Origin of the sequence: Bacillus sp. AK25, assembly GCF_048270685.1 — a bacterium.
GTDB lineage: Bacteria > Bacillota > Bacilli > Bacillales > Bacillaceae > Bacillus > Bacillus altitudinis.
Window position 1 is genome coordinate 3,075,331 of record NZ_JBLUWC010000001.1, and the last position, 12,762, is coordinate 3,088,092.

Below are 12,762 nucleotides of genomic sequence, written 5' to 3' on the forward strand. Positions count from 1 at the left end.
AAGGAAGGATTTGTTTTTCATTTAAAAGCAAAAAGCCGGGGGTACCCCCAGCTTTTCATTCCCCTTGATGGCGCTTTTTCAATACCTTTAATACATCATCAAGAGGCAGCTGCTGTTCACGTAATAACACAAGAAGGTGATACAGGAGATCTGCTGTTTCCCATTTCAATTCTTCTTGATCACGGTTCTTCGCTGCAATGATGACTTCAGAAGCTTCTTCCCCTACCTTTTTCAGGATTTTGTCGACTCCTTTTTCAAATAAATAGGTTGTATAAGCTCCTTCTGGCATTTCCATCTGCCGTTTCGCAATGACCTGTTCCAGTTCATTTAAAATGGCAAAGCGGTCTTGTTCTCCCCTTTGCTGTTTCACGCCCTCTTCTGAAAAACAGCTATAGCTGCCTGTATGGCAGGCTGGGCCGCTTGGTGTCACTAGAACAAGCATGGCATCTTGATCACAGTCATAGCGAATAGATGTAACACGCTGGGTGTGTCCAGATGTGGCTCCTTTGTGCCAAAGCTCATTTCTCGACCGGCTAAAAAACCATGTTTCCCCTGTCTCTAATGTTTTTTCATAGGATTCTTGATTCATATACGCCAAAGTAAGAACTTCCTTGCTTTGAGCATCCTGTACAATGGCAGGAATGAGACCTGCATCATTAAAGGTTAATTCGTTTGCCTGTTTCATCTTACCTTCACCCCGTGTTCTCTCAAAAATGTCTTCACCTCTTGAATAGAGGTTTCTTTATAATGGAAAATAGAGGCTGCGAGTGCGGCATCAGCTTTACCTTTTGTAAAAGCCTCCAGCATATGCTGCGCATTGCCAGCACCTCCTGAAGCAATAACTGGCACTGTGACTGCTTCTGATACAAGCTTCGTCAAACGATGCTCAAAGCCCGTTTTCTCACCATCGGCATCCATGCTAGTCAGCAAGATCTCGCCTGCTCCTCTTTGCACGGCTTCTTTCGCCCAGTCACTCACTTCTAAATCCGTTTGACGGCGTCCTCCGTGCGTATAGACCATGTATGCTTGTTTCTCTTCATCGTATTTCGCATCAATCGCAACAACGATGCACTGTGAACCAAAAAAGTCGGCTCCTTCTGTTATTAGCTCCGGTCTTAAAACAGCCGCTGTGTTCACAGACACCTTGTCTGCCCCCGCTCTTAATATACGCTTCATGTCATCAAGGTGGTTAATCCCGCCGCCCACCGTGAACGGGATAGCGAGAGTGGATGCCACTTGTTTGACCACATCCACCATCGTTTTTCGGCCTTCATGAGAGGCAGATATATCAAGAAAGACGAGTTCATCCGCACCTTCCTCGTCATAGATCTGCGCTAATTCGACCGGATCACCAGCATCCTTCAACCCTAGAAATTGGATCCCTTTGACCACACGCCCTTCCTTTACATCAAGACATGGAATGATCCGTTTTGTCATCATATGCTGTCAAGCCCTTCAAACGCTTCTGCTAAAGTAAATTGCTTTGTGTACAGCGCCTTGCCAATGATTGCACCAGACACACCTGTCTGCTTTTGTGCTGACAGCTTTTGCAGATCACCTACTGCACTGACACCACCTGAGGCAATGACTTGTTTGCCAGTTGCTTCTGCTAATCGAACCGTACTTTCCACATTTGGACCAGACAGCATGCCGTCCATTTGAATATCCGTGAAAATGAAGACCTCTGCGCCTTCCTTTGCCAGTTCCTGACCAAGTTCCTCCGCCTTCACTTCCGACGTTTCAAGCCAGCCTTCAGTCGATACAAAACCGTTTCGTGCATCAATGCCAATGGCGATTTTCTCCCCATATTGCGCCAACATTTTTTTCACAAAAACCGGGTTTGACACCGCTGAACTGCCAAGAATGACTCTCGATACGCCATTGTTTAAATAAAATGCAACATCTTCTTCTGTCCGAATGCCGCCGCCAATTTGGACATTCACATCTAATGAGGAAGCAATCGCCAGCACATGCTCATGATTCACGCGTTTTCCTGCTTTTGCGCCATCTAAATCAACGAGATGTATCCATTTCGCTCCATCATTTGCAAACAGTCTCGCCATGTCTAACGGTGAATCTCCATAAATGGTTTCTTGGTCATAGTCTCCTTGCACAAGTCGTACACATTTGCCATTTCTCATATCAATTGCTGGATATAATGTAAAATCACTCATTTGCTCACCCTCTGTTCGTTTGCTAATTGAATAAACTGTTTGAGCAGTGCCATTCCTGTTGTACTGCTTTTTTCAGGGTGAAACTGCGTTCCAAACACATTCCCCTTTCCAACAACGGCAGGTACTTGAACGCCATAGGGCGCACTTGCCAATAGGTCTTCTGGATTCATGCCGCTCACATAATAAGAGTGAACAAAGTATGCAAATCCTTCTGTCACACCGTCAAATAACGGAGAGGGTTGATGAAATGTGAGCTCATTCCAGCCCATATGAGGCACCTTCAGCCTTTGTCCATCCTGATCACGATCCTTCAAAAGAACGACACGTCCTTTTAAAAGGCCTAACCCTTTTGTTTTTCCTGCTTCTTCACTTTCTTCAAACAACAACTGCATGCCAAGGCAAATGCCAAATAACAGCTTTCCTTCCTGCACGACTTGGTGGATAAACGCCTCAAGTCCTGTCTGTCTTAATAGCTGCATCGCATCACGAAACGAACCGACCCCTGGCAAAATGTACGCATCTGCCTTTTTCAGCTCCTCTGCTTCAGAAGACACGATATAAGACGCTCCTGCTCGTTCCAGTGCTTTTGATACGCTAAACAAATTTCCCATTCCATAGTCAATGACGCCAATCATTAGAGCATCCCCTTTGTCGACGGAATCCCTTTCACACGCGGATCAATGGTTGTTGCTTCATCTAAGGCGCGTGCCATCGCTTTAAAAATGGCTTCAATCATATGGTGGGTATTGGTTCCATAGTGAACGATCACATGCAGATTGATTCGTGCTTCAAGGGCAAATTTCCAAAGAAACTCATGAACCAGCTCCGTATCAAAGGTGCCGACCTTCTGACTCGGGAAATCCGCTCTCATTTCCAAATGAGGACGATTACTTAAATCCACGACGACTTGGGCGAGAGTTTCATCCATTGGAACAAAACTAGAGCCGTAGCGCTTAATTCCTTTCTTATCCCCGAGCGCTTCTTTCAACATCTGCCCAAGCACAATGCCAATATCTTCTGTTGTGTGGTGATCATCGACATCTGTGTCTCCTTTTGCATCTACAGTTAAGTTAAAGTGTCCGTGCTTCGTGAATAAGTCGAGCATGTGCGTCATAAAAGGGACATCTGTCTGAATATCCGCTTTTCCTTCACCATCAATCTCTAGCGCTAACGAAATGTTCGTTTCATTTGTCTGTCTCGCTGTTTCCGCCTGTCTCATTTTGATTCCTCCCGCTTTCTCGCTTCAATCGATCTTGCATGTGCTTCAAGCCCTTCTAACCTTGCAAAAGCTGCAATGCTTTCCCTATGTGTTTCAAAGGCTTCTTTGCTATATGAAATGATGCTCGTTTTCTTTTGGAAATCCGTAACGCTGAGCGGACTAGAAAATCTTGCCGTCCCGTTTGTTGGTAGCACATGGTTCGGTCCTGCGAAGTAATCCCCTACCGGCTCTGGGCTGTAACGCCCTAAGAAAATTGCTCCAGCATGCTTGATTTGACCAAGTAGTGATTCTGGATACGCCGTCAGCACTTCTAAATGCTCTGGGGCTAACTGGTTCACGATATCAACTGCACGATCCAAAGATTCTGTTACGTAAATATAACCATGGTCTTGAATAGATTGTGCTGCAATTGATTTCCTTGGCAAAGTATCAAGCTGCGCTTGCACCTCCGCTTGCACTGCTTCAGCCAATCCTTTAGATGGTGTCACCAAAATACTAGATGCCAATGCATCATGCTCTGCCTGTGAAAGCAAATCAGCTGCCACCTCATGTGCAGTTGCCGTTTCATCTGCTAAAACAGCAATTTCACTTGGGCCCGCAATCATATCAATGTCTACTTGACCAAATACTTCCCGTTTGGCAAGTGCTACATAAATGTTTCCTGGACCGGTGATTTTATCAACAGGCTGGATACTGTCCGTTCCATATGCAAGAGCGGCTATCGCCTGAGCACCGCCCATTTTGTACATTTCTGAAATGCCCAGCTCCTTCGCTGCTACTAGTACAGCGTCAGACAGACGGCCGTCATTTCCTGGCGGTGTCACAAGGACAATTCGCTCAACGCCGGCAACAAGTGCCGGGATCACATTCATTAAAACAGATGATGGATAGGCGGCCGTTCCGCCTGGGACATATACACCGACCGCATCAAGCGGCGTTACTTTCTGACCTAGCATTGAGCCGTCCTTTTGGTGATAAAACCAAGAGGAGGTTAGCTGACGCTCGTGGTATGTTCGAATATTCCGGATCGCCGTTTTGATGATTTGGATCATCTCCGGGTCCAAACGTTCGTAGGCTTTTGTCTTTTCATCCTCCGTCACAAGTGGCTGTTCAATAGAGACACCGTCAAATTGCTTCGTGAAAGACCGTACAGCTTCGTCACCACTTTTTCTCACTTCTTCGATTATTCGCTGAACAGCCAATCGCTGCTCTTCCGTTCCTGTATCTAGAGAACGCTTGAGTGAGAGAGTGTCTGTCTCACCTTCTTGTATGTAGGTGATGTTCATGATGTTTCCTCCCCTTCTCCTTCGATGATTCTTGCCAGACGCTGCGCCATTTCATCGATTACCGCATCCTTCATTCGATAGCTCACGGGATTGACAATAAAACGTGACGTAATGTCACAAATATGTTCCGTTTCGACAAGCCCATTTTCCTTAAGTGTTTGACCGGTGGAGACAATGTCAACAATTCGATCGGCAAGTCCGATGAGCGGTGCTAATTCAATGGAACCATTTAGCTTAATGATCTCCACCTGCTCACCTTGTTCTCTAAAATAAGAAGAAGCGACATTTGGGTACTTTGTAGCCACACGCGGTGCGACACCGCCCCAGCTGGCTCCCGGCAAGCCCGCTACAGCTAAATGACATTTGCTAATGTTTAAATCGAGCACTTCGTACACATCCCGTGCTTCTTCAAGCATGACGTCTTTGCCTGCAATGCCCACATCCGCTACACCGTGCTCTACATATGTCGTCACATCCATTGGCTTCGCTAAAATAAAGCGGAGATTTTCTTCCGGTACATCAATGATTAATTTTCTTGAATCTTCGAATTCCTCCGGCAGTTGATATCCAGCCTGTCTTAATAGCCCTGCTGCTTCTTCAAATATCCGCCCCTTTGGCATTGCCATTGTCAACACTTTACCCATTTTGCTCTTCCTTTCTAGCGCCGATAAAATAAGTCACTTGCTCAAATGCCTTGGTCATGGCATCGATATTTTCAATACCTGCTAAGTCTTGGAGAACAATCCTTTTGCCCTTTGTCCGCTCTTTTTCTGCAAAATCAAATGCTTCAAGCCGCTGTTCTTTACTAAAAATCACAGCCTCTTGGGGCTCATTTATTTCTTTTGCGTCGAGTGCCTCAAGAAGACGGTCTAATCGAAGTCCGAAGCCTGTAGCAGGTGCGGGTGCATCAAAGTGAGCAAGCAATTGATCATACCTTCCTCCACTTCCGATCACAGACCCAACATGATCTGCAAATACTTCAAACAAAATCCCAGTATAGTAGCTCATATGACTAACCATGCTTAAATCCAAACGGATATATTCTGTACAGCCGTAATCTTCAAGTGTCTCCCACAGCTCCTTTAACTCCGCCAGCACTTCTTTGCCCTCTTGTGACACCACAATTTCTTCAGCCTGCTGGGTCACTTCTTGACCGCCGCGCAGCTCTAAAAGCTGGAGCAGCCTTGTTTTATCGATGGATGAGAGCGGCAATTGTTTGACATGCTGCCTGTATCCCACATAATTCTTTTCATATAAAAATCGGCGCAATACGTTGGCCCGCTCTGTATTCCCTAGTACATCTAAAAACAAGGTCTCAGCCAAAGCCACATGACCGATCGCAATTTTGAAGGATTGAAGTCCAGCATTTTTTAATGCAAACACGACAAGCGCTATGACTTCAGCATCTGCACTAATCGAACCATCACCGATCAATTCAATACCGACCTGCTCAAATTCAGAAGGTCTTCCGCCTTCTCTTTCCTGTGCCCGAAACACGTTGGCTGCATAACCGACTCGAAGCGGATATGCCTGTTCGTGAAGCTTTGAGGCCGCCACTCTCGCAATTGGTCCCGTCATATCAGGTCTAAGCACAAGGGTTTGACCATTTTGATCAAGAAGCTTAAACAGCTGCGTATCTGTAATCGCCGATTGAACACCGACTGTATCGTAAAATTCAAGCGTTGGCGTTTCCATTAAACGATAACCCCAACCATTCATGACCTCTGTTAAAGAATGCCTAACTCTTTTCTTCGTCTCATACAATCCTGGTAATGAATCTCGCATACCATATGGTTTTTCAAACATGAACATGTTCCGCACCTCCAACACATTAAAACAAAAAATTCCGAATCCTTTAGTTCGCTAATATGATAATATGCTAACAAAATAAAGTGATTAAATCAATCATTTTTATTTTCCCCTTTTTTTCCTTAATCATTTGTTCATATATTACATTAAAATGACACCTAATCCTTTTTGATCTCTTTGCTTTAGGAACATGCTATAATACTTAAAAATATTGAATAACACAGGAGATTACAGTGAAATTCATCCAGACATTAATCTTAACTTTGTTGTGCGCATGTCTTGTTTATTTCGGCTTTATTTTCATTTCACAATTCGACCAAGTCAAGAAAACAACGTCACCGCAAGAAGCCAAAGAAAAAGAAAATGATACCGCACTAGCAGCAGAAGAAACACGTTCTACGAAAAAAACAGAAACGACACATTCTAGTTTAAAAGGAAATAAAAAAGCCATGGACGTCATCCTCTTTAATCAAATGGATGCACCAAAGCTTTATAACGGATGCGAAGTCACGAGCTTAGCCATGCTTCTTCATTACAGCGGATATGAGCATATAACGAAAAACGCATTGGCAAACGAGATTAAGCGTGTCCCGCTCAATTATGAGAATGGCTTAAAAGGAGACCCTCATGACGGGTTTGTAGGCGATATGGAGAATGGGCCAGGTCTTGGTGTGTACCATGAACCCATTTATCAGCTTGCGAAAAAATATGTAGGTAATCAAGCGGTGGACTTGACCGGCAAGCCAGTCAAAAAGGCCATCTATCAATCACTTGAAAAAGGCTATCCTGTCTGGGTCATTACCACTTCGACCTTTGCCAAAACAGATAACATTGAAACATGGAATACACCAAATGGGAAAATAGATATCAGCTTTAATATGCACAGCGTGGTCATCACAGGCTATGACAAAGATCATGTCTACTTAAATAACCCATACGGAGAGAAGAATCAAAAAGTCGATCGTGAACAGTTTGAGGATTCTTGGAAACAGATGGGCAGCCAGGCGATTATCATTAAAGCATAAAACCCCGCTAAATAGCGGGGTTTTTATATTCTTATTCTGCTTCAGAAACCACAGTAAAACGTTCTCCAACATGAGCAGCTTGTTCTATCTCATCGACAAGTGCAACGGCGTAGTCAGCATAACTCACATAGCTGTCACCCTTTGAATTGACGATAAGATGGTCTTTGCCTTTCACATAAGCACCTGTCCGTTTGCCTGCTGGATTAAAGAAGGCTGCTGGACTTAAAAATGTCCATTTTAATCCTTCGGTCTTTTGAAGATCTATTAAATTTTCTCCTTGCTGTGAAGCAGTAGCAAAGTATTCCTTTGGAAACTCCGGTGTGTCCATCAGTCTAGTTGTTTTCGCCTCATCTACAAATAAACTTCCAGCGCCTCCCACAACGATTAAACGCGTTTCTGGTGTCTCTTTTAAGAGATGAATGAGTTTTTTTCCTGCTTCTACATGAAGGTGCTCTTGTCCTGCTGGGGCACCAAATGCATTTACGATCACATCAAAACCTTTGACGTCTCCTGTCTCTAAGTGAAAAACATCCTTTTCTAAAACAGCTGCTGATGAATTAGTCACTTTTTGTGCATCTCGAACGATTGCCGTTACTTCGTGCCCTCTCGATTGAGCTTCTTTTAAAATGTGTTGTCCTGCTTTACCTGTTGCGCCAATGATTCCAATGTTCATGTAAATTCCTCCTACAATATATTGTTATTTTGATCACTTAAGATGTAACCACTATAGTTACAACAGAGGTAAAAAAAATTGAATAGATCATCCAATTTTTTTGATTAAAACCTGCGTTAGTTCACTTAATTTGATCTCAGCAAGCACTTGCTCCATCGCACTTTGAGCACGGCACAAAATTAATTCTAGTACAGCTTGAATATTGGCACCGATCGGACAGTCAGGGTTTGGGCTTTCATGAATTTGAAACAACTCTCCCTCATCCACAACTTCAACCGCTTTATACACATCGAGCAGTGTGATGTCATTCTCACTTCGGTTCAATTGAGAACCGCCTTTGCCAAGACTCGTTGAGATTAGGCCTGCTTTTTTGAGCTTACTCATGATACGGCGAATCACCACTGGATTTGTATTGACACTTCCTGCGATATCCTCCGATGTCTGTAAAGAACCTTTTTCAAGTGATAGCAAGGCCAGAATATGGACAGCGACAGTAAATCTGCTGCTGATTTTCATGTTTTCTCACCTCTGTTGTAATCATTATAGTTACACCATGTTAGAATGTCAACAAAAAAGTCTGCCGAGCTACTCAGCAGACGAAGATTGACGTGCTTCCATTTCCTCTTTCGTATAAATCATCCGCATTGGATTTCCTCCAACAAAGGAGCCTGCCGGAACATCTTTGTTCACAAGAGTTCCTGCCGATACAATCGCACCATCACCAATTGTCACTCCAGGTAGGATCGTTGAATTTGCTCCAATTAACACTTCATCACCAATATAGACTTCCCCAAGCCTATACTCTTTAATCAAATACTCATGGGACAGAATGGTTGTGTTATAGCCAATCACACTATTTCGACCGACAGTGATTTTCTCAGGAAACATGAGATCGACCATCACCATTAAAGCAAACGCCGTATCCTCCCCGACTTTCATTCGAAGGAAGGTGCGATAAATCCAATTTTTCATTCCCATAAAAGGCGTATACCTTGCCAGTTGAATAAAGATAAAGTTTTTCACAACCTTGAGAAAGGGGACCGTCCGATAGACTTGTCTAAGCGAATTGACCCCTTTGACAGGATAACGATCTGTTTTTCTCAACTTAATCAGCTCCAACAATCGACAAGAGATCACTCATTTTCTGCAGCATATAATCAGGGCGATGCTTTAACAGGGCTTCTTCTCCCTTAATAGACCAAGCAACACCTGCTGTTTTCGTCCCTGCCGCTTGACCCGATAAAATGTCGTGATAATTATCACCAACCATGATCGCCTCATGCGGATCACTGCCGAGCTTGGATAATGCCAGTTGAACTGGTTCTGGATGCGGCTTTTCATTTTGTACATCATCAAGTGTGACAATGACCTCAAAAAATGGCTCCAATCCAGTCAGCTTTAATCCCATTAAGACCGTATCACGGATTTTTGTTGTCACAATTCCGAGCTTAAATCCCTGATCCTGAAGAATTTTCAACGTGTCTAACACCGTCTCATACTCCGTCACAAGCAGATCATGCTGTTCATGATTAAACGTTCGATACATCTGGATCATATCATCTGTCAGATTCGGATCCATTGCAGAGAATGTATCAAATAATGATGGACCAATGAAATGAAGGATATCCTCACGGCTGTATTGACCAGGGTAATAATGATCAAGCGTATGCTGAAATGAAGCAATAATTAATTCATTTGTATTGATTAATGTGCCATCTAAATCAAATAGCACTGTGTTAATAGTTGATTGGTTCATATAGCTTCCTTTCTAACAGCTGCATGTTCCCGCCTCCGCCAAATATAGCTGATGGCAGCTGTCAATAAAATAGCAGAAATAAGGCGAATAAGAAGAAGCGGCCAGACTGGAATACCTAAAGGAATGAAAATGAGTGTATCTTCGACCACCGCATGACACGCCACAAGGAAAATGAAAGCAAGCGTTAAATCCTTTTTGCTGACACCGTCCTCTTCCACTGCCTTCATCATGACGCCTGCCCCGTAGGCAAGACCAATGGTTAAACCAGCCACCATCGTCATAGACGTATTTTCTTTCATTCCAAGCATTCTCGTAAAAGGAGACAGCCACTTAGACAGCGTATGGAGCCACCCTAAGTCTCTCATGAATTGAATGATGATCATGAGAGGAATGACAATACAAGCCAGCTGCAGCACACCAAGAACAGCTTTCTGTAAAGCAAGAAGTACGATCATATACCAGCTAGAAGGCACATCAGCCGACTGAGCAGCTGTCAGCAAACCATATTGCGCCGGCTCCTCGCCTCCCTGCCAAACGAGGTGAATGACAATTGCTGACACGACGGCAAGACTGATTCTGACTAGCAAAATGATAGACACCCGCAGCCCAACCTTCGCCGCCACTGTTGATTCGATGATCAAGTTGTGACAAAAAGAGAGCATGACCGCTAAAATGAACACTTCCTTCACAGGCAGCTCTAATGTCAAAATGGCTGCAATACCCGCATACAAGTTCAGCATATTTCCTAAAACAAGCGGAATGGCCGCTTCCCCTGAAAGACCAAACAGACCCATAAATGGACGGATGAATTGTATCATCCAATCCATCACAGGTGTATGCTGCAAGATACTAACGAGAATGGTAACCGGAAAAATGACTTTTCCAAGTGTCCAAGTTGTCGATAACCCTGCTTTCAAGCCGTTTTTCCATGTCTCCCTCATCTTTTATCCCCCTTGCTTAATTTGATGAGTTGTTCTCTTTATACGGTATAGATGCATATCCTTTGATTCTTCTAAACACAATCAACAAGATAGCTACTGCAAATATAGCAATTGAAATCATCTGTGCAATTCGAAGATGCTCAGTCAGCATTAAGCTGTCTGTTCTCATTCCCTCAATGAAGAAACGGCCGATTGAATACCAGATTAAATACGACAAGAACATTTCGCCTCGACGCAATGATGTTCTACGTAATAAGATTAATATTAAAACGCCTGCGATATTCCATAATGATTCATATAAGAACGTAGGGTGATAGTAGGTCCCGTCAATGTACATCTGATTAATAATAAACTCAGGCAGGTGCAAATTTTCTAAAAAGGCTCTTGAAACAGCCTCACCATGCGCTTCCTGATTAATAAAGTTCCCCCAGCGCCCGATGGCTTGCCCTAGTAAAATACTAGGCGCTGCGACATCGGCGATTTTCCAAAAGGACACCTTTCTCACTTTAGTAAAGACAATCGCTGTCAGCACCGCCCCTATCAGTCCACCATGTATGGCAATTCCGCCATTCCAAATCTTGATGATTTCATTTGGGTGCTGCTGATAATAATCCCATTCAAAGGATACATAATAAATTCGTGCACAAATAATGGCGATAGGAATGGCAAATAAGATGAGGTCAATAAACATATCTTTATTGATGCCTCTTTTTTCACACTCCCTTAATGCGAGCCAGAGTCCAAGCAGGGCTCCGACACCAATAATCACACCATACCAATGAACCGAAATAGGTCCGAGCTGAAAAGCAATCGGATCAATTGGTTGAATTGCTTCATTCATATAGACAGCTCCTATTCATCCTGGCCATTGTCTTCAATGACATCGGCAAGTTTACTTGTAAATTGTTCCGCTGCATTATGTCCCATTCGTTTCAATCTGAAATTCATTGCAGCTACCTCGATGATGACCGCTAAATTTCGTCCCGGACGTACAGGGATGGTCAGCTTTGGTACATCTGTATCGATGATCCGCATTTTTTCTTCCTCAAGTCCTAAACGGTCATACTGTTTGCCTTGTTCCCAAAGCTCAAGGTTCATAACAATCGTAATTCTCTTATAGCTTCTGACAGCGCCCGCTCCAAATAAGGTCATTACATTAATAATGCCTAATCCACGAATTTCTAGAAGGTGCTCAATCAGCTCTGGTGCGCTTCCAACTAACGTATCCTGATCCTCTTGCCTAATTTCCACGCAATCGTCTGCAACCAGCCTGTGTCCTCTCTTCACTAATTCTAAAGCCGTTTCACTTTTTCCTACGCCACTTTTTCCAATTAACAGTACACCTACACCATATACATCTACGAGTACGCCATGAATCGCAGTCGTTGGTGCAAGCTTGCTTTCTAAGAAGTTCGTTAATCGACTCGAAAGTCTTGTCGTCTTTAAGCTTGAGCGTAAAACCGGCACTCCATTTTCATTTGAAGCTTCGATCAATTCCTTTGGTACTTCACGATCTCGTGACAAAATGATGGCAGGGGTAATATCTGTACAAAGAGACATCATTCTCTGCTTTCGTTCGCGTTCTGGGAGCTGTTCAAAAAAAGAAAGCTCTGTCTTCCCTAAAAGTTGAACTCTTTCTTTTGGGTAATATGTAAAATATCCAGCCATTTCAATACCTGGTCTGGAAAGATCACTGATTGTAATGGGACGATTAATCCCTTCCTCCCCACTTACCAGTTCAAGATGAAATTGTTCCATTATGTCCTTCGTACGAACTTTCGGCACGCTTCTTCCTCCTTTTATCGCAGGCGTTTCAGAAATACAGCTCTATTTTATCACTTTCAATGATGAACCCAAAATAGTATTTTATCCTGATCCT

Annotated in this window: 16 protein-coding genes; 1 reads left to right on the forward strand and 15 read right to left on the reverse strand. The window is 43.6% G+C overall.

Annotation, left to right across the window (positions count from 1 at the left end):
* Nucleotides 1-55: 55 nt before the first annotated feature.
* Genes hisIE through ACNO7B_RS16055 form a run of 8 tightly spaced genes read right to left on the reverse strand, consistent with a single transcriptional unit; the run spans nt 56 to nt 6,491 of the window.
* Nucleotides 56-685 carry a bifunctional phosphoribosyl-AMP cyclohydrolase/phosphoribosyl-ATP diphosphatase HisIE gene (gene hisIE / locus ACNO7B_RS16020; RefSeq protein ID WP_411230596.1) on the reverse strand — a complete coding sequence of 210 codons (630 nt, stop codon included), beginning with the start codon at nt 683-685 and terminating at the stop codon, nt 56-58.
* Nucleotides 682-1,440: an imidazole glycerol phosphate synthase subunit HisF gene (gene hisF, locus ACNO7B_RS16025; protein ID WP_417901694.1), complete on the reverse strand. Its 759-nt coding sequence runs from the start codon at nt 1,438-1,440 to the stop codon at nt 682-684. The genes hisIE and hisF overlap by 4 nt, the downstream gene beginning before the upstream one ends.
* Complete coding sequence (gene hisA / locus ACNO7B_RS16030; RefSeq protein ID WP_417901695.1) at nt 1,437-2,174, reverse strand: 1-(5-phosphoribosyl)-5-[(5-phosphoribosylamino)methylideneamino]imidazole-4-carboxamide isomerase; 738 nt, start codon at nt 2,172-2,174, stop codon at nt 1,437-1,439. Before hisA ends, hisF begins: the two co-directional genes overlap by 4 nt.
* Nucleotides 2,171-2,809, reverse strand: a complete 639-nt coding sequence (gene hisH, locus ACNO7B_RS16035) for an imidazole glycerol phosphate synthase subunit HisH (RefSeq protein WP_417901696.1) — start codon at nt 2,807-2,809, stop codon at nt 2,171-2,173. The genes hisA and hisH overlap by 4 nt, the downstream gene beginning before the upstream one ends.
* Nucleotides 2,809-3,393 (reverse strand): imidazoleglycerol-phosphate dehydratase HisB, encoded by a 585-nt coding sequence (hisB, locus tag ACNO7B_RS16040; protein WP_017357901.1) that lies wholly within the window; start codon nt 3,391-3,393, stop codon nt 2,809-2,811. The genes hisH and hisB overlap by 1 nt, the downstream gene beginning before the upstream one ends.
* On the reverse strand, nt 3,390-4,679 hold the full coding sequence (gene hisD / locus ACNO7B_RS16045) for a histidinol dehydrogenase (RefSeq protein WP_417901697.1): 1,290 nt from the start codon (nt 4,677-4,679) through the stop codon (nt 3,390-3,392). The genes hisB and hisD overlap by 4 nt, the downstream gene beginning before the upstream one ends.
* Nucleotides 4,676-5,323: an ATP phosphoribosyltransferase gene (hisG, locus tag ACNO7B_RS16050; RefSeq protein WP_007500071.1), complete on the reverse strand. Its 648-nt coding sequence runs from the start codon at nt 5,321-5,323 to the stop codon at nt 4,676-4,678. Before hisG ends, hisD begins: the two co-directional genes overlap by 4 nt.
* A complete protein-coding gene (locus ACNO7B_RS16055; RefSeq protein WP_410684387.1) occupies nt 5,316-6,491 on the reverse strand; it encodes an ATP phosphoribosyltransferase regulatory subunit in 1,176 nt (391 codons plus the stop codon). The genes hisG and ACNO7B_RS16055 overlap by 8 nt, the downstream gene beginning before the upstream one ends.
* Before the next feature lie 230 nt (nt 6,492-6,721).
* On the opposite strand from ACNO7B_RS16055, the gene ACNO7B_RS16060 reads away from it, so the two are divergent.
* Nucleotides 6,722-7,513: a C39 family peptidase gene (locus ACNO7B_RS16060; protein WP_017368114.1), complete on the forward strand. Its 792-nt coding sequence runs from the start codon at nt 6,722-6,724 to the stop codon at nt 7,511-7,513.
* Nucleotides 7,514-7,544: 31 nt separating this feature from the next.
* Here ACNO7B_RS16060 and ACNO7B_RS16065 read toward each other — a convergent pair whose 3' ends face one another.
* From ACNO7B_RS16065 to hprK, 7 genes are all read right to left on the reverse strand, one after another.
* Nucleotides 7,545-8,186: an NAD(P)-dependent oxidoreductase gene (locus ACNO7B_RS16065; RefSeq protein ID WP_017357897.1), complete on the reverse strand. Its 642-nt coding sequence runs from the start codon at nt 8,184-8,186 to the stop codon at nt 7,545-7,547.
* Nucleotides 8,187-8,273: 87 nt separating this feature from the next.
* On the reverse strand, nt 8,274-8,702 hold the full coding sequence (locus tag ACNO7B_RS16070; protein WP_410684383.1) for an Rrf2 family transcriptional regulator: 429 nt from the start codon (nt 8,700-8,702) through the stop codon (nt 8,274-8,276).
* Nucleotides 8,703-8,771: 69 nt separating this feature from the next.
* Nucleotides 8,772-9,290 (reverse strand): acyltransferase, encoded by a 519-nt coding sequence (locus tag ACNO7B_RS16075; protein WP_035701530.1) that lies wholly within the window; start codon nt 9,288-9,290, stop codon nt 8,772-8,774.
* Between the two features lies 1 nt (nt 9,291).
* Nucleotides 9,292-9,942, reverse strand: coding sequence for a pyrophosphatase PpaX (ppaX, locus tag ACNO7B_RS16080; RefSeq protein ID WP_181891316.1), 651 nt, complete (start codon nt 9,940-9,942; stop codon nt 9,292-9,294).
* Nucleotides 9,939-10,883 carry a nucleoside recognition domain-containing protein gene (locus ACNO7B_RS16085; RefSeq protein ID WP_007500055.1) on the reverse strand — a complete coding sequence of 315 codons (945 nt, stop codon included), beginning with the start codon at nt 10,881-10,883 and terminating at the stop codon, nt 9,939-9,941. Before ACNO7B_RS16085 ends, ppaX begins: the two co-directional genes overlap by 4 nt.
* Nucleotides 10,884-10,899: 16 nt before the next feature.
* Nucleotides 10,900-11,724, reverse strand: coding sequence for a prolipoprotein diacylglyceryl transferase (lgt, locus tag ACNO7B_RS16090; RefSeq protein WP_007500053.1), 825 nt, complete (start codon nt 11,722-11,724; stop codon nt 10,900-10,902).
* Nucleotides 11,725-11,735: 11 nt separating this feature from the next.
* Nucleotides 11,736-12,668 (reverse strand): HPr(Ser) kinase/phosphatase, encoded by a 933-nt coding sequence (gene hprK, locus ACNO7B_RS16095; RefSeq protein ID WP_003212943.1) that lies wholly within the window; start codon nt 12,666-12,668, stop codon nt 11,736-11,738.
* Nucleotides 12,669-12,762: the final 94 nt, after the last annotated feature.

Excerpts from the sequence above, each read along its gene's own strand:
- hisIE (WP_411230596.1), bottom strand. The coding sequence starts at position 685 with ATGAAACAGGCAAACGAATTAACCTTTAATGATGCAGGTCTCATTCCT.
- hisF (WP_417901694.1), bottom strand. The coding sequence starts at position 1,440 with ATGATGACAAAACGGATCATTCCATGTCTTGATGTAAAGGAAGGGCGT.
- hisA (WP_417901695.1), bottom strand. The coding sequence starts at position 2,174 with ATGAGTGATTTTACATTATATCCAGCAATTGATATGAGAAATGGCAAA.
- hisH (WP_417901696.1), bottom strand. The coding sequence starts at position 2,809 with ATGATTGGCGTCATTGACTATGGAATGGGAAATTTGTTTAGCGTATCA.
- hisB (WP_017357901.1), bottom strand. The coding sequence starts at position 3,393 with ATGAGACAGGCGGAAACAGCGAGACAGACAAATGAAACGAACATTTCG.
- hisD (WP_417901697.1), bottom strand. The coding sequence starts at position 4,679 with ATGAACATCACCTACATACAAGAAGGTGAGACAGACACTCTCTCACTC.
- hisG (WP_007500071.1), bottom strand. The coding sequence starts at position 5,323 with ATGGGTAAAGTGTTGACAATGGCAATGCCAAAGGGGCGGATATTTGAA.
- ACNO7B_RS16055 (WP_410684387.1), bottom strand. The coding sequence starts at position 6,491 with ATGTTCATGTTTGAAAAACCATATGGTATGCGAGATTCATTACCAGGA.
- ACNO7B_RS16065 (WP_017357897.1), bottom strand. The coding sequence starts at position 8,186 with ATGAACATTGGAATCATTGGCGCAACAGGTAAAGCAGGACAACACATT.
- ACNO7B_RS16070 (WP_410684383.1), bottom strand. The coding sequence starts at position 8,702 with ATGAAAATCAGCAGCAGATTTACTGTCGCTGTCCATATTCTGGCCTTG.
- ppaX (WP_181891316.1), bottom strand. The coding sequence starts at position 9,942 with ATGAACCAATCAACTATTAACACAGTGCTATTTGATTTAGATGGCACA.
- ACNO7B_RS16085 (WP_007500055.1), bottom strand. The coding sequence starts at position 10,883 with ATGAGGGAGACATGGAAAAACGGCTTGAAAGCAGGGTTATCGACAACT.
- lgt (WP_007500053.1), bottom strand. The coding sequence starts at position 11,724 with ATGAATGAAGCAATTCAACCAATTGATCCGATTGCTTTTCAGCTCGGA.